20 protein-coding genes and 2 pseudogenes are annotated in these 20954 nt (G+C 55.1%); 9 read left to right on the top strand and 13 right to left on the bottom strand.

Features of this window, described 5'->3' with window-relative positions; translation table 11 throughout:
• Window positions 1-150 precede the first annotated feature (150 nt).
• Window positions 151-1257, top strand: a complete 1107-nt coding sequence (locus CUC55_RS04460) for a Fic family protein (protein ID WP_103087079.1) — start codon at window positions 151-153, stop codon at window positions 1255-1257.
• A 262-nt stretch (window positions 1258-1519) separates the two neighbouring features.
• A pseudogene (locus tag CUC55_RS23115) lies at window positions 1520-1687 on the top strand (IS3 family transposase); the annotation flags it as partial.
• A gap of 176 nt (window positions 1688-1863) precedes the next feature.
• Here CUC55_RS23115 and CUC55_RS04450 read toward each other — a convergent pair.
• From CUC55_RS04450 to CUC55_RS04425, 5 genes are all read right to left on the bottom strand, one after another.
• Window positions 1864-2142, bottom strand: coding sequence for a hypothetical protein (locus CUC55_RS04450; RefSeq protein ID WP_245417687.1), 279 nt, complete (start codon window positions 2140-2142; stop codon window positions 1864-1866).
• A gap of 179 nt (window positions 2143-2321) precedes the next feature.
• Complete coding sequence (locus CUC55_RS04445) at window positions 2322-2972, bottom strand: ABC transporter permease (RefSeq protein WP_103087077.1); 651 nt, start codon at window positions 2970-2972, stop codon at window positions 2322-2324.
• A 50-nt stretch (window positions 2973-3022) separates the two neighbouring features.
• Window positions 3023-3721: an RES family NAD+ phosphorylase gene (locus CUC55_RS04440; RefSeq protein ID WP_067653176.1), complete on the bottom strand. Its 699-nt coding sequence runs from the start codon at window positions 3719-3721 to the stop codon at window positions 3023-3025.
• The gene (locus CUC55_RS04435) at window positions 3715-4128 is read right to left on the bottom strand and encodes an MbcA/ParS/Xre antitoxin family protein (RefSeq protein WP_103087076.1); all 414 of its coding nucleotides are present in this window, start codon (window positions 4126-4128) and stop codon (window positions 3715-3717) included. Before CUC55_RS04435 ends, CUC55_RS04440 begins: the two co-directional genes overlap by 7 nt.
• A gap of 592 nt (window positions 4129-4720) precedes the next feature.
• Entirely contained in the window at window positions 4721-5443 is a 723-nt protein-coding gene (locus CUC55_RS04425; RefSeq protein ID WP_103087075.1) for an SDR family oxidoreductase, read from the bottom strand.
• Between the two features lie 62 nt (window positions 5444-5505).
• On the opposite strand from CUC55_RS04425, the gene CUC55_RS04420 reads away from it, so the two are divergent.
• Together CUC55_RS04420 and CUC55_RS04415 are read left to right on the top strand one after the other, a co-directional pair.
• On the top strand, window positions 5506-6492 hold the full coding sequence (locus tag CUC55_RS04420) for a LysR family transcriptional regulator (protein WP_425352733.1): 987 nt from the start codon (window positions 5506-5508) through the stop codon (window positions 6490-6492).
• Entirely contained in the window at window positions 6489-7649 is a 1161-nt protein-coding gene (locus CUC55_RS04415; protein WP_103087073.1) for an AAA family ATPase, read from the top strand. Before CUC55_RS04420 ends, CUC55_RS04415 begins: the two co-directional genes overlap by 4 nt.
• Window positions 7650-8085: 436 nt before the next feature.
• Here the strand turns inward: CUC55_RS04415 and CUC55_RS04410 are convergent, their stop codons facing one another.
• The gene (locus CUC55_RS04410; RefSeq protein ID WP_103087072.1) at window positions 8086-8697 is read right to left on the bottom strand and encodes a TetR/AcrR family transcriptional regulator; all 612 of its coding nucleotides are present in this window, start codon (window positions 8695-8697) and stop codon (window positions 8086-8088) included.
• A gap of 148 nt (window positions 8698-8845) precedes the next feature.
• Between CUC55_RS04410 and CUC55_RS04405 the strand changes: the two genes are divergently transcribed.
• Both CUC55_RS04405 and CUC55_RS23110 read left to right on the top strand, forming a co-directional pair.
• Window positions 8846-9112, top strand: coding sequence for a hypothetical protein (locus tag CUC55_RS04405; protein WP_067653189.1), 267 nt, complete (start codon window positions 8846-8848; stop codon window positions 9110-9112).
• Window positions 9113-9369: 257 nt separating this feature from the next.
• Window positions 9370-9635: pseudogene (locus CUC55_RS23110) on the top strand (DUF4172 domain-containing protein); the annotation flags it as partial.
• Between the two features lie 276 nt (window positions 9636-9911).
• Here the strand turns inward: CUC55_RS23110 and CUC55_RS23540 are convergent.
• On the bottom strand, window positions 9912-10211 hold the full coding sequence (locus CUC55_RS23540; protein WP_425352740.1) for a helix-turn-helix domain-containing protein: 300 nt from the start codon (window positions 10209-10211) through the stop codon (window positions 9912-9914).
• 815 nt (window positions 10212-11026) lie between these two features.
• On the opposite strand from CUC55_RS23540, the gene CUC55_RS04390 reads away from it, so the two are divergent.
• Entirely contained in the window at window positions 11027-11932 is a 906-nt protein-coding gene (locus CUC55_RS04390; protein ID WP_245304042.1) for a helix-turn-helix transcriptional regulator, read from the top strand.
• Window positions 11933-11980: 48 nt separating this feature from the next.
• Here the strand turns inward: CUC55_RS04390 and CUC55_RS04385 are convergent, their stop codons facing one another.
• The 6 genes from CUC55_RS04385 to CUC55_RS04360 all read right to left on the bottom strand — a co-directional run bounded on the left by CUC55_RS04385 (window position 11981) and on the right by CUC55_RS04360 (window position 18332).
• Window positions 11981-12817 carry an alpha/beta fold hydrolase gene (locus CUC55_RS04385; protein ID WP_067653384.1) on the bottom strand — a complete coding sequence of 279 codons (837 nt, stop codon included), beginning with the start codon at window positions 12815-12817 and terminating at the stop codon, window positions 11981-11983.
• 276 nt (window positions 12818-13093) lie between these two features.
• Window positions 13094-14695 (bottom strand): MFS transporter, encoded by a 1602-nt coding sequence (locus CUC55_RS04380; protein WP_103087071.1) that lies wholly within the window; start codon window positions 14693-14695, stop codon window positions 13094-13096.
• On the bottom strand, window positions 14695-15135 hold the full coding sequence (locus tag CUC55_RS04375) for a DoxX family protein (RefSeq protein WP_067653197.1): 441 nt from the start codon (window positions 15133-15135) through the stop codon (window positions 14695-14697). Before CUC55_RS04375 ends, CUC55_RS04380 begins: the two co-directional genes overlap by 1 nt.
• Window positions 15136-15305: 170 nt before the next feature.
• Window positions 15306-17288 carry an amidohydrolase gene (locus CUC55_RS04370; RefSeq protein WP_067653198.1) on the bottom strand — a complete coding sequence of 661 codons (1983 nt, stop codon included), beginning with the start codon at window positions 17286-17288 and terminating at the stop codon, window positions 15306-15308.
• A complete protein-coding gene (locus CUC55_RS04365; RefSeq protein ID WP_067653200.1) occupies window positions 17288-17578 on the bottom strand; it encodes a XapX domain-containing protein in 291 nt (96 codons plus the stop codon). Before CUC55_RS04365 ends, CUC55_RS04370 begins: the two co-directional genes overlap by 1 nt.
• A gap of 61 nt (window positions 17579-17639) precedes the next feature.
• Window positions 17640-18332 (bottom strand): hydrolase, encoded by a 693-nt coding sequence (locus CUC55_RS04360; protein WP_067653202.1) that lies wholly within the window; start codon window positions 18330-18332, stop codon window positions 17640-17642.
• Window positions 18333-18546: 214 nt separating this feature from the next.
• Here CUC55_RS04360 and CUC55_RS04355 point away from each other — a divergent pair, with 214 nt between their 5' ends.
• Window positions 18547-19449 carry a LysR family transcriptional regulator gene (locus CUC55_RS04355; RefSeq protein ID WP_067653204.1) on the top strand — a complete coding sequence of 301 codons (903 nt, stop codon included), beginning with the start codon at window positions 18547-18549 and terminating at the stop codon, window positions 19447-19449.
• A gap of 618 nt (window positions 19450-20067) precedes the next feature.
• Entirely contained in the window at window positions 20068-20940 is an 873-nt protein-coding gene (locus tag CUC55_RS04345; RefSeq protein ID WP_067653208.1) for a lipid kinase, read from the top strand.
• Window positions 20941-20954: the final 14 nt, after the last annotated feature.

Here is a 20954-nt window from a genome sequence, read left to right as displayed (position 1 = left end):
TGCATAGACCGAACAGCCGGCCGATCGGGTATCTGTCGATCGCCGCTGCAGGAATGGAGAGCTGCAGAGTGTGGTGCTGAGCGATAGACGGGCTTGCAATAGCTCATTTATAGCGTTAATTATGAGTTATAGATAGGGATGCTATAACTCATGAAATGGAACTGGCAAANCACTGATTGGCCAAACTTCAGGTACGACACCGCAAGCCTGGTACCGTTGGAGCAGAAATTCTTGCAGTCCGCCGGCGAGGTTATCGGTGCTGTCCGGCATTTCAACGATGACGACAGCAACCAACTTCGCATTGAGTTGCTGAGCGACGAAGCGGTCAAGACCTCAGAGATTGAGGGGGAATTTCTGGACCGCGTGAGTGTCCAGTCATCACTCCGCCGCCAGTTCGGGCTAAACACTGATGATAGACAGATCCGCCCCCAAGAGCGGGGGATCGCCGAGATGATGGCGGATGTCTATCGAAGCTGGCATAGGCCGCTGGACCATGAGGGACTGTTCCATTGGCATTCAATGCTGATGGCCGGAAACCGATATATTGAAACGGTTGGTGCTTACCGCACGCATGAAGACGCCATGCAGATCGTATCAGGTCGATTGGACAAACCCACTATCCACTTCGAGGCTCCCCCATCTCGTCAGGTTGCCGCTGAGATGGAGACCTTCATCACATGGTTCAATCAATCCGGGCCAGATGGTCAAACGTCGCTTCAAGCTTTGGCACGCGCCGCAGTAGGACACCTTTACTTTGAAAGCATACATCCATTTGAGGATGGCAACGGCCGAATTGGACGCGCGCTCGCCGAGAAATCCCTGGCGCAAANCATAGGGCAGCCAAGCCTCATTTCACTCGCCTTCACAATCGAGAAGCGCCGGAAGGCCTATTACTCAGAGCTTGAGCGGCACCAGCGCACGCTTGATATCACCGACTGGGTCATTTTCTTTTCAGAGACTATCCTGGATGCTCAACGAGCGACGCTTGAGCGCGTAGATTTCTTCATCCAGAAAGCAAAGTTCTATGATCGTTTTCGGGACAAGCTGAATGAGCGGCAAGAAANGGTAGTCTCGCGTATCTTCAAGGAAGGCACGGCTGGCTTCAAGGGAGGTCTAAGTGCCGAGAACTATATCTCGATCACAGATACATCCCGCGCTACAGCAACACGCGACCTTCAGCAGCTCGTGGAGATCGGTGCACTGACGCGTAGGGGTGAACGTCGGCATACCCGGTACTCGCTTTTATTGCTGAAATAAATTGCTGTAGTCGAGTTAGGTTGGAACTTGAAACCGATGATAAACAATGTGTCGACGGTTCGAATGCGTCCAGGCGTTTGCCCCGTCCACCTACTCTGACGCCAGCGCCAAGTGGCTGGACGTGGACCGCTTGTCGGTCCGCGCTCGCGCCGACATAGGCATGAAGATCGAGATACGTCGTGTGTTCCATGAGAACTTCCAGGTTTATTGCGTTCGAGAGGTCTGGTGGCAATTGCAGCGGGGGGNCTTCTACAGGGCCTAGGTCATCCGTTGGCGAAGACCATGGCGAAACTTCAAAGCCGTTGAATTCGCCACTCTCGAATGGGACTGGCTCAACAACCGCCGTCTTCTGGAGTGCATCGGAAACATTCCACCAGCCGAAGACAAGGAGCGATACTACGTCGTGATGGACGTGCCATCCATGGCAGCATATCTGAGGCTGGTCGCGCCCGTGGCAAGATTGTTCTCACCCCAGCAGACTAGCTCCGCCAATCTTTAGGCCTTTCCTTCCGCTGATCACGGTTTATGACAAAATAGAAAGCGAACGCCGGTAACATCGGCTGGGTGGCTCTCAATCAATCAGACTTCAACATGCTTGCGCCGCTGTCAGATGGATTCATCGAACAATTCTGCCTCAGTTTGAGAAGTGAAGGTGAATGTGACCCGTTCACTGTCATCTTCCTGACGGATGCCCACTGCAGTCACAATCAACCGAGCGATCTCATCCCGTGCGTCACTGCCTGATCGAGACGAGTTCACCGTTTTCTCGATCGCTTGTGCGAAGACTTCGCTGATTACACCAAGACGCATATTGTGTTTCATGATGATATCGCGATCCTCAATGATCGCTGCCTGTTCAGCTTTCGGGAGTCCGGCGTTGTCCATTGCTGTTATCGTGGCATTCGTCGCGAGCTTGATTGGACCCTCGTTAAGCCAGCGCTCAACCATCTGATGGAATTGGTGCGTACGCGCTGCGGGGATTATTTNCTGTACAGTTATCGACATCTGCGTTCCTTTGTCAGCTTCGATGCATGCTTATAGACGTCCGCAACGAAAGGGACCGGCTACAGCGAAACATTAACAACTTGCTCGAGCACGGTGTATGAGGTCGAGCGGAAAGCTTCAATGCATTTGTGTTGCATGCCAGCTCCGCCGAGGAGGGTAGCCGTTGCGCTCGAGGTACGTATTGCAAGCAGCCAGCCCGCAAGACCGGCGATGGCACCAGTCATAACGANGGCGAGGATAAGGTTGCGGGTGACGCGGATACCGGCCCGGAACGTCGCCGTTTCATTGCCGCCGATCATCACGAGATGCCGCCCGAGCGGCGTTTTCGACATGAGAACCGAAAATACGACGAAGCAGGCAATCGCGATCCAGCCGGAAAGCGGAATGCCGAGGAAGCGTTCTATTGCGAACACCCGGATGGAGGGGTGCGAGATCCTGCGCGGACCTGCCGCCGGAAACGGCCAGCACGATACCGCGCACCCATATGAAAGAGGCGAGCGTGATGATGAGGCGCTCGTCTTCAGCTTGACGACGAGGACACCGTTGAGAAATCCGATCAGCGCCCCAATGGCACAGGCAATCAGCAGGGAGACCGGAACCATCAGCCACTCCGGCGATAGCTTGATGCCAAGCCCGATGCCAGCCGAGCAAAAANGGATACCGACGGCCATGGCAGACAGAGCTGCCACCGACTTCACGGATAGGTCCATATGACCCACAAAACACGATTTTGGGCATTTCTGGTTGTTTCGAAGCTAGGTTAAATGACAGCGAGCACGGTTCCGCTATCATATTGGCGAACAAAATCCACCCTTGAACCATCCCAGTGGTAGCAATAGTGCCGCCCTTGAACGGGTACCGGCGCCGTGTCCGGCCAGAAGAGACCAATGCACTGATAACTCGGCATACGTACGCTATCCCACACGAGTCCGTTGCTGCCATCGTCCCTCAGTGCTTTGCCTTCGATCTGCGAAGGACCGTAGTCGGTCGCGTCAAGGACGTCAGGTACTGCATTTACGTTATCAAGGGTTGTGTCTATGCTCCCTATCAGGACACGGAAGTCTGAAGTCCAGCCTGGACTTTCGGATGTTGCAGCCATGAATTTCTGGTGATGATGGACTGTCTCGGCTACTGCAACTTCTTCGCTGCTTCCCGCGTAATAGATGCCGTAACTACCATCNGTAAAGCGGCCGGGTCTTGCAGGTGAGCAATGGACGAATGGAGCCATCAACAGGCTAGCACCAGGCCCTGACACCCGTCTGTGTGCGGGAACTTTACCGAGGTCCCCCACTTCCAATCGAATGCGTGGGTTGGATTTCGCTTCGACCGAAACCAGAGCCTCCCAGTCACGTGGATCGGCAATGTCCTCAAACAAATCAATCGGCGGGTAGATTGACCGAATTATTCGATAAGTCTGCGGCCATTGAACCGAAGTCGGTACCGCAAAACCACTCACCATGCGCCGCGCTCTGCATCGAGCCACTCTCTTATAGCTGCAAGGTCGGAGAGTTCGCCGCGAAGCATGAAGTCAAGTGCTGACGCACCACCAAACGCAGAATTGGGTGCCTTGACCCAGGCATATCCCNGCGCGGNTTCTTTAAAAAGATGACGCAGCCCCTTATGGATACCCATCAGATGAGCCATGCGCATTTTGAGATCTCTGTCGATGCGGCCAAGGTTTCCCTCTTTCCATCGCGCCCAGGTGCGTGCGGACAGGCCACCCAGCAGCGTACTGGCTTGGGCGTCCGAGATATTCCATTGTCGGAAAAGATTGACGGTCGTGCGGGCCAATGCCCCTGCTTCAGCATCAGAAATTTCAGTTGAATTTGTACTTGCAGGTGTGATTGTAATCCGCTCTAGCAACATGCTTCATGCCCTCTGATTTGGCATAAAATACCATATATTTGCCAAATGGCAAGTCGCCTATAGCGCAGCAATCTGCGCTGTCTCAGATCATTTTNGCCAGGGGTATCTTGAATTGAAAANCTCCGACGTGCTCAACATCATTTGGTAAGAGGTTTACAATGGGCTTGAGAGCTTGAATGACTATTATAGAGCGTCGCTCCCTTCGCTTGGAAGCCACCTCTGTTAAATCCATGTCCCGTGGCAGACGTCGCCAGCGCCATGTGCTGGTGCAAATGCTGCACATCATCCAGTAGGGTTTTTATGGCTTTGCGCTCATCACCATCGTGCTATGCGATAATGCGCTCGACCGGGTCAGCCTGCGGCATTTCGAATTGCGGTGGCACGTTATTCAATCTCCATCTTTNAGATTCATTGCCCTGGTTCTCCAGACTGGACGCAGCCTGCATTGATTTGGTTCTTTTTTTGTTCCGCTTTGCGGATGAGTCAAAGCAACTCTTGGATTTGATTGAACGCTAGAAAATTATGCTACTGCTGAGTCTAGGGGAGGGGGAATGTGACCCGCGCAAGTTAGTGCGAGTTAGCGACCGCACAGTTACCATGGCGCTTGGCTTCTTTCGAAAAAGAACCCGCCCGATGGTCCGGAGGCATCTTGGCACGCCAGCCAGACAATTGTATCAGCGGCCTGTTCGACTGTTCGATATCCGGTGTGGTTGTTGAAGTCCGTCTTCGTGTAGCCAGGATCGGCGGCATTGACCTTGATCCCATCCTTCGCGAGGTCCTTGGACAAAGACAGGGTGATAGCATTCAGCGCCGTCTTGGAACTGTTATACGCAAGAATGTTCACAGCGTGGTAGGGGTGTGTGGGATCAGAAAGCCATGTCAGCGATCCAAGACCGCTGCTGACCATGATGACATTGGCTTGGCCGGACGCACGAAGCATAGGCAAAANCGCCTGCGTCGTTCGGATCGGGCCGAAAACGTTGGTCTGGTACACAGTTTCGATTTCAGTGATTTCCTGTGCGCCCGGAGCGGCATAACTTCCTGGTATACCAGCGTTGTTAATTAACACGTCAAGCTTCCCATCGGTGGCGGACACGGTTGCCGCTGCGTTCTTGACGCTATCGTTATCCCCTACATCGATGGCGATCACTCGCACATTAACACCCTCTGAGGAAAGCTTTTGGGCCGCACTTGCACCCCGCTCGGCGTCTCGGCTCCCAAGCCAGACGCGATAACCGAGCCGGCCAAGCTGCCGGGCTGTCTCGTAGCCGATGCTCTTGTTAGAGCCCGTAATCAACACAGACTTAACCGTCATGTGATTTCTCCTGGTTTGAATATGGTTGAAGGTTTTGACTTTCAACAATCCGCCTGCAGCCGATGCAGTCAAATCTAGCATTGAGGGATTGTTTGATAAGATACCTGAAACCGGCTAGTCTGATCGCCATGGCGAACAGCGATCAACTTCCTATGGACGATCTGTCCATCTTTCTTTCGGTGTGCGAGACGGGTGGTTTTCGTAAAACCGCTAAGCGACTTGGGTTGTCGCCATCGACGGTCAGCGAGAAGGTTGCTTTGTTGGAAACCCGGTTGGGGGCTCCTCTCCTCATAAGAACCACACGGAGCGTCAGTCTGACGGACGTAGGGCGGACGCTTGCGGAACGTCTGTCGCCGCTTATGCGCGAAACGCGAGCGGCACTGCAGGATGCCATGAGCTCTCAGGACGAGGTGAGGGGTCAACTCAAGCTAAATGTCACCGGGGCCGTCATGGTCGATATACTGCCTCCACTCATTGATCGTTTCCTGATCCGTTTTCCAGATGTACGAATTGAGATTGTGGTGGAGGACAGACTTGTCGACATCACGGCTGCGGGATGTGACGCTGGTATCCGCTACGGTGAGCATCTGGCGCAGGATATGATCGCTGTTCCCATCGGCCCGAAGTTTCAGCGTCTGGCGCTCGCAGCATCGCCGGGTTATCTCGATACGCAGGGTACACCCTCGCATCCCAGCGATCTTTTGGCCCACGATTGCATCCGGCTCCGGTTCTCAAGCGGTGCGCTCACGGCCTGGGAATTGGAGTGCGGCGACCAGTCACTGACCGTCGATCCTCCAGGTCGTGTCATCATCGGTGTCGATGCGGCACCTGCTGCGATTGAACTGGCGCGCGGTGGACATGGAATCATCTGTACTTTTAAGAATTGGCTTGATCCCGCGTTGAAGACCGGCGATCTCCAGCCAGTCTTGCAGCATTGGTGGAGCACGTTCGATGGTCCACGGCTATACTTCTCAAGCAGGCTCATGTCGGCACCCNTGAGAGCGTTCGTTGATCTGGTGGGAGAAGAGAGATTTAAGGGTAGCGCATGATCTTGACTATCGCCATTTCGGGTTATCGGTCCCTTCGTAACCTCGTCCTGCCGCTTGAAAAACTTACCGTCGTGACCGGCGGGAACGGGGCAGGAAAGTCGAGTTTCTATCGGGCGCTACGACTTCTGGCAGATGTCGCGCAGGGACGGGCTATCGCATCATTGGCGGCAGAGGGTGGCCTGCAATCAACGATATGGGCTGGACCGGAGGCTTTTTCGCGTAGCATGAAGGACGGCACGGTTCCCGTGCAGGGGACGGTGCGGAAACATCCGGTCGCACTCAAGCTTGGATTTGCATCAGATGATTACGGTTACGCGATTGATCTGGGATTGCCTGTGGCTCCACCCCAACCGAGCTATTTTGCGCTTGATCCCGTCATCAAGGCAGAAGCGGTGTGGGCAGGTGAAGCGTTCAGCCGCCGAAATGTGTTCGCAGAACGTGCAGGGCCAGTCGTGACCGCACTTTCCGAAANCGGTCAACGTCAGGTGCTGCTGCATGATCTCGCACCATTCGAAAGCATGATGACGCAGTCCGCTGACCCCAAGAACTTACCTGAACTTCTGTATTTGCGTGCCCAAATGAGTGGCTGGCGTTTTTACGATCACTTTCGAACAGATCCCTCTTCGCCTGTGCGACAGATGCAGATTGGAACTCGAACATTGGCCCTGTCATCAGACGGCGCCGATCTGGCAGCAGCCATCGCGACGATCCGGGAAATTGGCGATGCGGCGGGCTTTGATGCCGCTATCGAAGATGCTTTNCCAGGCAGCACAATCGAGATCAAGACGGAGCAAGGGCGCTTCGAACTGCTGATGCGCCAGAAGGGCTTGCTGCGGCCGCTTTCGACGGCAGAACTCTCCGATGGCACTTTGCGTTATCTGCTCTTGGTGGCAGCTCTCACCACGCCGCGCCCTCCCTCCCTGATGGTGCTTAACGAGCCTGAAACCAGTCTGCATCCCAGCCTCCTTGCGCCCCTGTGCCGTTTGATCATCCGGGCGTGTGACCGGTCTCAACTCCTCGTCGTGTCCCATGCGGAGGAGTTGGTTTCGCAACTTGACGCCGAAGGAAAGGCATTGATGGTGAGGCTCTCCAAGGTACTTGGCGAAACGGTGGCTGAAGGGATTGACGAACCTGCATGGAATTGGCCTGCACGATAAGCACTTCCCAACACTGATTTGGTAACTTCTTGCGCAAACATGGGTGATTTGCCGTTCCTCCCATATTCGAAGGTGCAACCTGCGGCGGGATGAAGACGGTGACGACGGCAGAATAGTTCGACAAGTGTTCGTTTTCTTATGAATTTGATCCATTTTTTTNCGCCGTAATCCACTTGCACCGGATAAAATTATTGTCGGACAATTCACTTCACCGAATGTGGTGGACTGACGCGATTTGGAAANTCGGGTTAAATCCTGCTGAACTCAACAGTGCAAATGAACAGGTCGTAAGTTCGGCTCCCATCAAGACCTTCAGCTTGAAATGATAACAACATACGACGTATGGGGCGAGGTCTCATTTGATGAGTATTCAGGTGGTCGATCAGAATGCCAGCTTCGCGCTCTTAGTATCACTTCCTCCGTGCTCCAGCAGGATTCAGGAAGGAGCCTGTGCATATAGACCGAAGGAGACCATGGCCGCTTCACACGCACGCGTAAACCGCATAGACGGACCTTCTTTGCCCGCTGCAAGTTTGCTGACGCGCGCTCCCTCCAACAGCATGGATAGCGTGTCAGCTAAANGCTCTGGATCGCTAACACCTGTGGAACGGCAAAGATCGGCAAGCCGGGAATGCTGTTCCATCTTCAATGTTTCTATGATCGCATGCGCCGGGTGGCCTTGCTCTTTCAACTCCACCGCAGCATTGGCCAAATCACATCCATAAGGTTCGCTGGAAAGACATTGGGCGCGTGCTTTTACCCAGGCTGTAAGCTGAGCTCTTGGGTCGCCTGGGTTATCCGTTTCGAGATCTTCCCAGGCTTTCTCGAGCGTTCGAGAACTGTGCTTGAGCGCTTCACAGACGAGATCGTCCTTAGACCCAAAATGTCGATATAACGTCATCTTGTTGGTCGAGGCGGCTTCCGCGATGGCATCAACACCTATGCCGCGTATCCCGTGTTCGCGAAACAGTTGACAGGCCGTTGACACGATCCGGTCACGAGGTGCGATTTTCTCCTCGGGAGCGCGATCAGATTTCTCGGGTTTCATGAGTTTTAATTTTTATCCTGAAGCAGTGTTGACATAGGTGTGACCGGTCGGTAACTATTCGAATGTTACTTACTGGTAACACCTCAGCCAGGGCCCGTCAAGTAATCGCCCGCTTTCAGGAATTAGGAATTATCGAAAGGAGACTGCGATGAAACATACGACGGACGAGATGACGCTCGCTGAAATTTTGGGGGATCCTTTGATCCATGCAGTCATGCACGCCGATGGCATTGCACTGAACGATTTTAAAGACATGATGTATTCAGCAGCTAGATCTTTGAAGACGCGAGATGGCACAGCACTTAGTGGAACATTCCGAACGACCGGCCTTGCAGCGTCGTCCAAACGTACACTCGTGGCCACCATGCGGCCTTTGTTTACAGGTTCCTTTGAGCCGTGCTCCGCGACTAGGTGATTCTAGGTGCAGCCCGCATCGGTAACCCATACGTCGAGAATACAGTCGTGATTGTTGAGTTCAGCTAGATTTGCGCCACTGCGCCATCTTCTACTGCACAACCTCGTTGCTTCTACGGTGTTCGCTGAAAAGATCTTAACGCCTTGTGGAAGGATGCCCCCGGGATGAGAAAGCGGGCCGGGTTGGCGCGGTAATGAACAACTACGGGAATGATGGGCCGGAAACAGCTTATCAATTCCGGCCGATCGTCCCAGCCTTACCACTCCGAGCTTGAGCGGCACCAGAGCACGCTGAATATCACCGACTGGATCATTTNCTTTTCAGAAACTATCCTGGATGCTCAACGGGTGACGCTTGAGCGCATAGATTTCTTCATTCAGAAAGCAAAATTCTATGATCGTTTCGACGCCAGTTGAACGAGCGGCAGGAAANGGTAGTCGCGCGCATCTTCAAGGAAGGCACGGCAGGATTCAAGGGGGGGGGNCTAAGTGCCGAAANCTACATCTCGATCACAACGTCGGCATACCCGGTATTCGCTTCATTTCAGAAATAAGTTGCTGCTAGTCTAATGAACTCCACCAGCGTCATTATCTAGGTGAAGGCTTATTCGATTCCGCTCAAAAGCTTTGACACCACGAATGTTCGCATCGTCTTCGGCCAGAGAATCTTCGATGGTTCTCGAGGAAATCTATTACATTGTAGAGATTGCTCAACCGGTTGATTGCTTGGGGTTGTGCGAGCTTGAAACATGGAAATTCCACCGATGAACTAACCGGCCGAAACGTTGTCGGAGACTAGGTCATACGTTCCGTCGCCAAGTCCCAGGAGTTGTCCCGACCACGGTAGAAAAAACGCGTGTGAAGTGGCTCTGATCTGCGAATCCGCAAGCCACTGCGATCTCTGCGAGAGGTGCATTGGACGCTCTGATCAATTGCCGGGCGCGATCGATGCGTTGGTTAAGGAGCCATTGATAGGGCGTCATCCCTGTGGATTCACGGAAAGCACGGATGAAATAACCCCGTGACAGGTTGCAGGCTTCCGCCACGTCAGCAATTGAGACTTCACCTTCAAGATGTTCAAGCAGGATGGATTTGGCCATTTGTTCGTGTGCGCGTGAGAGCAGCGGTGTTCGTGTAACAGCCGGTACTGGTCGCCCGCCGTAACGCTGAACCAGATAGGTGCCGATAGCCGTTGTCATCTGGTCAACGAACAACGCATTTGCCTCTTCTGGACGCTGAAGCGCGGGAAGCAGGGCGCGGGCTAGGTTGGCAAGGACGATGTCTTTGGATGCCGTTTCCGTCGTCAGCAGGGTTACGCCACTCACATCCGCATCTTCCGCTATCTTTGCAAGCGATGAGGGCGAAATCTGAAACAGCATGAAATCGAAAGGCGTGCTGAGATCGGCTTTGTAATTGTCGGAGAGGTCGCGGATGTAGATCGCGTTCTCGGAAAANTCATGGCTGATCGCATGATTTGCGTGAAAGATCCTCCGCTCGTGACCGGCGAGTAACGACACCCCGACGACGAACCCCTGATCACTGGCCGATGTCTTCACCTGATCAAGCGCGGTGGACTTTGTCGCCTTCCGGAAAATGTCTATGTTCGAGGATGACAGGCTTTGGTTGATCGACAGTTGCGTCAACGTACAGCCGAACTTGTCGGAGGGTTTGCCGTGGACGGGGAGGCCTTTATCGTCTGAACCGGCACTCATGAAACCCACCTCTCTTTTGATTGCAGCAACGGTGCTCTTTGACCGAATCGAAATGTGTTCCCGCACTGCAATCAGTTTACGGACTGTAACCACTCTACGAGAATGCTTTTATACAAGATAGCGTGACAAATTATGTGTAGAAAACTGCGATAGTTGATCCGCAATCAGGCCTGCAACGTAGTTTATGTAACAACGATACGAATGTGAGTGAATGGTTGGCAGTCAGTGAAAAAATTGCAGCGAGCTTTGGTGTAAAAGCGGCAAGGGCATTGGTCATCAGGCCGTTACGGGATGCCCAGCTCACCGTCGTGCATCTTCAGCAATGTTATGAGCATGGCAACAGCCGCGTCATTCTAGAGCCTGATAACGCATTCCTCGTCATGCTCTATCTTGAGGATGCCCAGCATTCCGATATTGGGTTGGACAAGCGGATAGAACCGATCAAGATCTATCCTAAGGCCTCCATCTGTCTTGTCAGTCTGAAACAGGGTGCGGCGATTTCCATCAATGGCCGGCTGGATGTTCTCGCCTTCCACGTTCCGTTTTCGCATCTTGCCGAACTGACCGAGGAAGCAGGCGAGCCTCGGATCGATGATTTCCTGACCTGTCGCGGTTTGCATGACCAAGTGATCCGCAATATGGGCGCAGCGCTTATGCCCATGTTTGACATGCCGGATGAGGTAAGGGATACGCTCGTTCCCCACATCGGTCTCGCCTTTATCGCGCATCTTGCCCATAAGTATGGTCGGTCTCCTGCCCAACATCTTTCGGCTTCCGGGCAGTTCACCTCCATGCAGGAAAAGCGGATCAAGACCTACATAAACACCAATCTTTCCCGCGACATCGGCCTTGAGGATATCTCCACTGCCAGCGGCTTTTCGGTGGAAGAGCTGTCCTCCGGCTTTGAAGAGACGACAGGACAGTCCATTAGCGAGTGGCTATTGGCGAGCCGGATTGCCAGGGCAAAGGCCTACCTTACCAAGACCGGCGAGAGTATCGATCAGGTTGCGGATGCCTGTGGCTTCAGCGAGCAAGCGACCTTCATTGAAAATTTCACGCATTCCGTGGGTGTCACACCGGACGAATGGCGCTCGCGCAATCGTCACTAGGCTGATGATGCCGACGACAGTTGGCCGTCGGCATCATGTTGAGTTGGATCAAGCCTTGATGAAGGCCAGCAGCTCGGCGTTCAGCACCTCGGCATTCACGGTCAGCATGCCGTGCGAGAAGCCGGGGTACGTTTTGATGGTGCCGTTCTTCAGCAGTTTGATGGCTTTGTGAGCCGCATCCGCAATCGGCACGATCTGGTCGTCTTCGCCGTGGAGAACCAGCGTGGGCACCGTAATTGCCTTCAGGTCTTCCGTCTGGTCGGTTTCCGAAAACGCCTTGATGCCATCATAATGCGCCTTCGCGCTTCCCATCATGCCCTGACGCCACCAATTCTGGATCACGCCTTCATGAACGGTCGCGCCTTCACGGTTGAAGCCGTAGAATGGGCCGGCAGGAACATCGCGGAAGAACTGAGCGCGATTGGCAGCAGTGGCTGACCGAAAGCCGTCGAAGACGTCCATGGGCAGGCCTTCTGGGTTGGCTTCTGTCTTCAGCATCAGCGGTGGAACGGCGGATACCAGCACGGCCTTCGCAACGCGACCGGCAGGCTGGCCGTGCTTTGCGACATAGCGCGCAACTTCGCCGCCACCTGTCGAGTGGCCGATGTGAACGGCGTTCTTCAGGTCCAGTGCTTCGACAACGGCGAATGCGTCGGCTGCGTAATGGTCCATATCATGGCCGTCGGAGACTTGCGCTGAGCGACCATGGCCGCGACGGTCGTGGGCAACTACGCGGTAGCCGTTTGCAAGGAAGAACAGCATCTGTGCGTCCCAGTCGTCGGAAGACAAGGGCCAGCCGTGATGGAACACGATTGGCTGTGCGTCCTTCGGACCCCAGTCCTTGTAGAAGATGTCGGTGCCGTCTGTGGTTTTAACGAAGCCCATTGTCTTGTCTCCTGTGGTTGGATTTGGGTTTGTGGCAGCCGGTGCAGCATGGACCGGGCGGGTTGTAAGTAGCACTCCCGCAGTCATGACAGCGCCGACAAGAAGTGCATCACGGCGGCTCAGAGAAAAATTGTGGTTTGCCATGATGGCTCCTTGTTGGTTCGAAGTGGTTTCGTGTGCAGTGCGTTTGTCTATGTGAAGAGAATGTGCCGAAAACGAACGACTAGCAATTGCAACAAAAGTGTCGATTAAATTTCGATAATTGCAATAATCCGGTCATGTTGCTCTGCTCGGTTTGTTGATTGTCAGAAGGTGCCGAACCACTGGTTTATCCTGGCCGGTATGGAATGCGATGACCTTGCTCTGAACATCCGCATCTGCAGTGGACACGCGCTTGTGCTGGCGCAAATGCTCCGCCCATGATTCCACCATGAACCATTCGGTGATTTNCTCGGGGTCGGCAGAGTCCTCGGTAACACCCCAGCCATAGGCTCCGTCCCGGCGTCGTTCGGATGACATCTCATCCAGCGCATGCAGGAACTTGCTGCGGTTGTGCTTCTCGACATGGTAGTCGATCAGGATCAACACGGGACCGCGATCATGCGCGACCGGCTCTGCGACCAGCGGCTCGGGCCAATGGTTGGACGAAACCAGATCTGCGTCGCCTGCTGGAAGCTTGACTCGGTGCATGATGAAGCCCGCGACCAGCAATCCTGCCGCTCCGATGAGCAGCGTTACTGGTACGCCCACGGCTTCGCCCACCGCGCCCCAACCAAGGCTGCCCGCCGTCATCGCACCATTGAAGACCGTCAGATAAACTGCAAGCCCGCGACCTCTCACCNAATTGGGTAGAACAGCCTGTGCCGCGCCATTCAACGTCGTTAGTGCGGTTATCCAGGATGCTCCAAGAAACAGCAGGATGATGATGGCCAGCCACTGCGGTGGGGCAAGTGAAAGAATGCCCATGACGAGGGCTGTCATGATGGCAGAGCCGAGAAGCAGGCCATTGGAGTCAAAATGCTCGCGCAGTTTCGGCATGACCAGCGCGCCACCAATGGCGCCTGCGCCGACCGAGCCCAGCAAAAGGCCGTAAAAGCTGGCGTCACCGCCAAGAAGTTGGCGGGCGACGAGGGGCAGCAGCGCCCAGACGGCGCTGGCGAAGGCAAAGAAAATGGCCGCACGCAACAGCACGACATGCAATGGCTTGCTGGCGCGGGTATATCTCAGCCCAGCACGAAACGCGCCGAGGAAATTTTCAGACAGGGCATCATCGGCATTTTTGGCGCGTGGCCACCAGATGAGTGCCGCTATGACGAGAATGTAGCTTGCGACGTCAGCGCCATAGGTAACAGCCGCTCCGAACGCCGCGAGCAGAAGCCCGCCTGCCGCAGGGCCAATCGAGCGGGCGATGTTTATACCCAGCGAGTTCAGCGCGACCGCGCCTTTTACATCTTCGCGCGGCACCAGTTCCGGCACGATGGCCTGCCATGTCGGTCCCATCAGAGCAGCTCCTATGCCGCCCAGAAATGTCAGGCCGATCAAGGCGCTGACGGACAGCATGCCGATATAGGACAGTGTCATCAGCGATATGCTGACGCTGGCAAGCAGAAGCTGAATGGCGATCAGGAATTTGCGACGGTCGAGAATGTCAGAGAGAACGCCCGCCGGGATCGCCAGGAGGAAGATCGGCAGCGTCCCGGCTGCCTGCACAAGAGCGACCGCTGCCGGTGCTGCGGAAAGATCGGTCATCAACCAGGAACTGGCGACATCGCGCATGAAGCTGCCCGTGTTGCCCAGAACCGTTGCCGCCCAAAGGACCGCAAAGACCGGCTGACGCAGCGGGGCGAAGCTTCCGCTTGAGGATGTGCGGACGCTCATCACTTCGCTCCTTTGGTCAGATCGAAGGCGGCAACGAAGACGAATGCTCCGGCAAGGCCAAGATGTTCGAAGAAAGCGTTGGTCGCCATCATGCGATCCATGCCGGGAGCCATTTCCCAGAAGCGCAGAGCGATGAGCGTCGCCACAATAGTGAAGCCTGCCAAGGCGAGCGCACCCGCCCAACGAAGAAAGCCTGAAATCACCATGGCAGACGCTGTCAGCTCAAATACAATGACGATCACGGCAAAGACGGCAGCAGGATGCAGACCGAAATGGTCCATCTCGCCCATGGCACCATTGAAATCGACAATCTTGGTCAAAGGTCCCTGGATATAGGCTGCGCACAGCGCAAGCAGCGAAACTGTCCGGACCGCTGGGGTTGCTATAACGCCCGCCAGGGCTGTCTTCAGTCTGTTGGTGTTAGATGAATGGTAGGTCATGGCTGCTCCTGCAGGTTGGCCCGTGTTGACGGGCTGTTGTCTTGCGATGGAGTGATTTTGAGCCGAAACGTTGCTGCCAGCAATTGCATCAATAGTTTCGATTTAATTGCGTTTTTNACAATATTGAGATGCGGACGGGCCATGGGGCCCGTCCGTCAGAGGAGGTACAATCACACCGCCCAGCACGAGCAACCCAGCGCGCCAAAGAAGCCCTTGAGATCGGCAATTGGCAGTTTCGACGTCCAGGCACCTGCGTGGTCGTGACCGTGAACACCGCAATCGCTGGCGCAGCCGCAGTTGGAAATCGCGGTGCGCCGCAAGGAACGTGCACCTGCACCCTCCGGCTCGCCCCATGCGGCGTAACCGCCGAACTTTCGAACGGGAGACCAGTCCGGCATAGCGGTCGGCACGTCGTTTTCATCCAGTGCCTTGAAGTCACCCGAACCATAGACGATCTTGCCACCGACCATGGTGAGATCCGAGGTCAGGAAGGAAATTTCGTCTTCGGAGCAGGAGAAAAAGTCCTTGTCCGGCACGATGAGGTCCGCAAACTGACCCTTTTCTATGCGGCCCTTCTTGCCCTCCTCGTTGGAGAACCACGTGACCTTTTCGGTCCACATCCGAAGTGCCGTTTCACGGTCAAGGCAGTTGGCGCGTGGATAAAGCTGCATGCCGCCAACGGTCTTTCCCGTCACCATCCACGATAGCGATACCCAGGGATTATAGGAGGCGACGCGGGTTGCATCGGTACCGGCTGAAACATGGACGCCCTTCTCCAGCATCTTGGCGATGGGCGGAGTGGCTTCGGCTACGCCGTGACCGTAGCGTTCCACGAAATATTCGCCCTGATAGGCCATGCGGTGCTGGGTGGCGATACCGCCGCCAAGCGCTGCAATGCGGTCTATGGAGCGATCTGAAATCGTCTCGGCATGGTCGAAGAACCAGTTGAGACCTTCGAGCGGAATATCCTTGTTGACCTTTTCGAACACGTCGAGTGCACGGGTGATCGTCTCGTCATAGGTGGCGTGCAGACGCCATGGCCAGCGGTTTTCGGCCAGAACCCGCACCACTTCTTCCAGTTCACCTTCCATTTCCGGCGCCATTTCGGGCCTTGGTTGGCGGAAGTCCTCGAAATCGGCGGCGGAAAAGACGAGCATCTCGCCAGCGCCATTGTGCCGGAAGTAATCATTGCCCTGCTTGTATTTGACCGACTGCGTCCATTTGAGAAAGTCTTCTTTTTCTTCCTTCGGCTTTTGCGTGAACAGGTTGTATGCGAGACGAACCGTCATCTGGTTTTCGTCGGAAAGCTTTTGGATGACTTCGTAATCGTCCGGGTAGTTCTGAAAACCGCCACCGGCATCGATCACGCCGGTAACGCCCAATCGGTTCAGTTCCCGCATGAAATGACGGGTCGAATTGACCTGATAATCCAGCGGCAGTTTCGGGCCCTTGGCAAGGGTGGAATAGAGAATGGCGGCGTTTGGCTTGGCCAGCAGCAACCCAGTTGGATTGCCATTGAGATCGCGCGTAATCTCACCACCATGCGGTTCAGGTGTATCCTTGGTGTAGCCAACTGCACGAAGGGCCGCGCCATTCAGAAGCGCTCTGTCATAGAGGTGCAGCAGGAAGACGGGCGTATCAGGCGCGACAGCGTTGATTTCTTCGATTGTCGGCAGGCGTTTTTCTGCAAACTGGTGCTCGGTGAAACCGCCGACGACACGCACCCACTGCGGGGCGGGTGTTATCGCCACCTGCCGTTTGAGCATATCCATGGCATCGGCCAGCGAGCGGACGCCGTCCCAGCGCAGTTCCATGTTGAAATTCAACCCACCACGCACGACGTGGGTATGGTTGTCGATCAGGCCGGGCAGAACGCGCTTACCTTTGAGATTGATGATCTTCGTTTCCGGTCCGGCAAGTGCCATGACATCGCCATCGCTGCCCACTTCGGAAAAAAGGCTGTCTTTGATGGCAATAGCCGTCGCATTGGGGTTGGCGCGATCAAGCGTCGTAACGCGGCCATTGTGAAGGATGATATCGGGATGCATGGTGTCTGCTCCGGTCTTGTTTGGATCCGCGGCTTTGGCCGACGAGAAGAGATTGGACAAGGCGAGGCTGGAAGCCGCACCAAGGAACGTGCGGCGCGTCGTCATCAGCCTTTACCTTCGGGAGCGTCTTGTCTGGAGGCGGCAAGATCGGCAGTAGCCTGCCCGCCCTTGGGCATATGGCCGAACATGTGCGGCTTGACGTGGTTGAGCCACGAGACCGCTGCCGGCTCCTTGTTCCAGATCGTCTTTGCGAGCGGCACGATCTGTTCGCCAACGAGAATGCCCAGAAGACCGACGAGAGCGATGACGGGCGGGGCGGGCGATCGGACATTGAGAAGGCCGTAAATAACCCCAACCAGAAGGCCGACGGCAAGCGAGAGCAGGTAGATTTTCATCGATGCGTTCCTTTTCCAAAATGATTGCCCCGCCCGACAATTCAGGCGGGGCTGCTTCAAATCAGATGGCGGCTGGGTTCGGGCCGATGCGCTTGCCATGGCTGACGCGCTCAGTGCCGCCGTGAACGTGGGTGACGGCATAGTCGATGCCCATGCCGTAAGCGCCGGAATGCTCCTTCACCAGGGAGGTGACGGCATCGTAGGTTTCCTTGCGAGCCCAATCACGCTGCCATTCCAGAAGAACCTGCTGCCATGTAACGGGGACGACACCGGCCTGAACCATGCGGTCCATGGCATATTTGTGCGCATCCATAGAGGTGCCGCCGGAGGCGTCGGCAACCATATAAATTTCATAATCGGTGTCGTTCATGCAGGAGAGTGCGAAAGTCGTGTTGCAGACTTCGGTCCACAGACCGGCGACGACGATCTTCTTGCGACCGTCAGCTGCATTCTTGGCGAGCGCATCGCGTACGTTCTGGTCATCCCAGGAATTCATCGAGGTGCGTTCGAGAATGTCATTGTCTGGCACGACGGCTAGCAGTTCAGGGAAAGTGTTGCCCGAGAAGCTGTCGGTTTCAACAGTGGTGATCGTCGTCGGAATGTTGAAAATCCTGGCCGCCTTGGCAAGGCCGACGACATTGTTCTTCAATACCTGCCGGTCGATGGACTGCACGCCAAAGGCCATCTGTGGCTGCTGGTCGATGAAGATGATCTGGCTGTTCTGGGGCGTTAGAACCTGAAGCTTGTTGGACATGTCGTCTTTCCTTTGATGTGTTGACTAAGGGAATGGAGGAGGGGCGGCGTTAAGTCTTGAAGGTTATGCCGACCGATTGTCTGAAAGTGACATCGTGCTGGTGGCCTTCCTTTTCTGAGGTCGCTGTCTGGTGTGATTTGAAATCTAAGCCAGTTGATCACGCGCCGGAATTGCAATAATAATTATCAATGAATTGCTTTGGGTGAAATAATCGATGAACGACTACAAGGCGCTGCGAACCTTTTTGATGGCTGCGGAAAAGCGCAACTTCGCTCAGGTCGCGCGGGAACTGGATATGACGCCAGCGGCTGTGACGCGCGCCATTGCGGCACTTGAGGACGATCTCGGCGTGCAACTCTTCGTGCGCACGACCCGGCAGGTATCTCTGACGACCGACGGGGCAATCTACGCGGCACAGATACAGCCCGCCTTTGAGGCGTTGGAGAACGCCCGAAAAGACGTGATGAACACCCACAAGGCCGACCATGGCCGCCTGCGCATCAGCGCGCCCACGTGGTTCGGCCAGCAGGTCCTGCCGCCTATTCTGTCAGGGTTCCAGAAGCGCTATCCAAAGATCAGCTTCGAAGTGTCCCTCGGCGATGGTCTGGTTAACATCATCGATGACGATTACGATCTGGCGATCCGTATTTCGGCAGCACCATCGGACAAGTTCACGATTTGGCGTAAAATCAGCGTGGTGAAGCGCATTCTGGTCGCTGCTCCGGGCAGTCGATTTGCGGATATGCAGCATCCGAGCGAACTGACGCCCGACGACTGCCTTGCCTATAGCGGCGAAAGCAGGCGGGAGAACTGGATACTCTCCGATGGCAGCGGAAGCGCCAGCATCTCAGCGGGCAGAACGTTCAGCGCCAATAGTGGCGAGGTGCTGGCGAAAATGGCGGCAGACGGCAATGGCGTGGCATTGCTTCCGACGTTTCATGTTGCGGAACATCTGCGGTCTGGAAAACTCGTCCATATTTTACCCGGATGGAAACCAACGGACCTGTGGCTGACGCTTTATTATCCACCCTATCAAGCGCTGCCGCCCCGAATTGCTTCCTTCTCTAAGTTCTTTGAAGAACAGGTCCCCGGCTTCATCGCTCATGATGCCGGTTGAGAGATTTTGCAAGCATAAAGATCGCCTCTGTCGAACCTTAAATTTAGCTGTGATGATGGTGATTGTTGCGGATCAGATCACGCCCACAGCTGCCCGTAATAAGAAAAGTCGACCCGCAGATGAGGCTGTCCGTACTCCGTGGCTGTTCGCCATAAATCTCGACTTTTGGGACTTGACTACCCTTCAGGCGAGTGCCTTGCCGTCCGTCTCAAAAGGCTGATCGTTCAAGGGAACGTCCGCTGCCCGTCGCCCGCGCGGTACACATATGAGGCGATAACTGTCATCTGGTTCTCTTCGAGAACAGGTTTAAGGCCTTGAGCCGGATATGTAGGGCCGATGACGCCCCGTTGCTTGGTGACTGGACAGTAGAGCGTGCTTCCTTCCACTTGCCTTTACGTCGAACTAAGGCGGATTAAGAGCCGGAATCGTGAAAAAAANTCGAGACGTGGAAACCGTCAATCTTGTCTTCTTTNCCGTAAATGCACATGGCGAGTGTGCCGCCCAAGCATGCCATTGAAGACGGATGCTGCAGTGCATATATAAAAAGCGGTCGATTGTTTGAAAGTGAACAACCAGCTATTATTCTAACCTTCGCAAACGCGCGCAGAAACTGAGAGTATGACGTCACAAGCAGCCTTGTTGCTGGTCAACCCGAATTCCCGCAGAGGAAAAGACAGTCTGCCCGAGGTGCGACGGTTGCTGCAGGAAGCTGAAATCCGTTTCACCGAGCTACCCGCCGATTATACGGGTACGACGTCCCAGGCGATAGAAGAGCATATTGGCTTGGTAGATCGTGTCATCGTCGGCGGTGGTGACGGTAGCCTGAACGGGGCGGCGAGGGGACTTTTAAAAGCGGGGCTTCCCTTGGGTGTTCTTCCGCTTGGAACGGCAAATGATTTCGCACGCACCATTGGCCTGCCGCTCGATCTTGCTCAGGCGGTGGATGTCATCGCTAAAGGCAACACGACTAGGATCGACCTCGGCGAAGCGAACGGGCATCCATTCTTCAATGTGGCAAGTGTCGGCTTCAGTGCCGATCTGGCAACGTCGCTGACTGAGAAAGCCAAGAAGCGTTGGGGCAAACTGGGTTACGGCATTGTCGCTGCCCGGTTGCTCGCCAGTTCACGGCTGTTCACCGCAACGCTCGAGCATGACGGTCAGACTGAAGAACTGCGAACCTTGCAGGTGGCTGTCGGTAATGGGCGCTTTTATGGTGGTGGCATGACCGTGCATTCGGATGCCACTGCGACAGACGGCATGTTGGATTTCTACAGTCTCGAGGTCGACCATTGGTGGAGGCTGCTGGCGCTTTTGCCAAGCTTGCGCAAGGGTACGCATGGCGACTGGAGCGATGTCCGGTCGTTCTCGACAAAGCATCTAACGATTCGCACCAGCAAGCCGCGCGCAGTCAATCTCGACGGCGAGTTAAAGACCAATACACCCGTGACGTTTCATATCAGGGAAAAGGCGATCTCTGTCTTCGTTCCGTGATGGATGCGAATTCA

Origin of the sequence: Agrobacterium bohemicum (assembly GCF_002896715.1) — a bacterium.
Classification (GTDB): Bacteria; Pseudomonadota; Alphaproteobacteria; order Rhizobiales; family Rhizobiaceae; genus Agrobacterium; species Agrobacterium bohemicum.
This window is presented reverse-complemented; position numbering and strand designations above follow the sequence as displayed.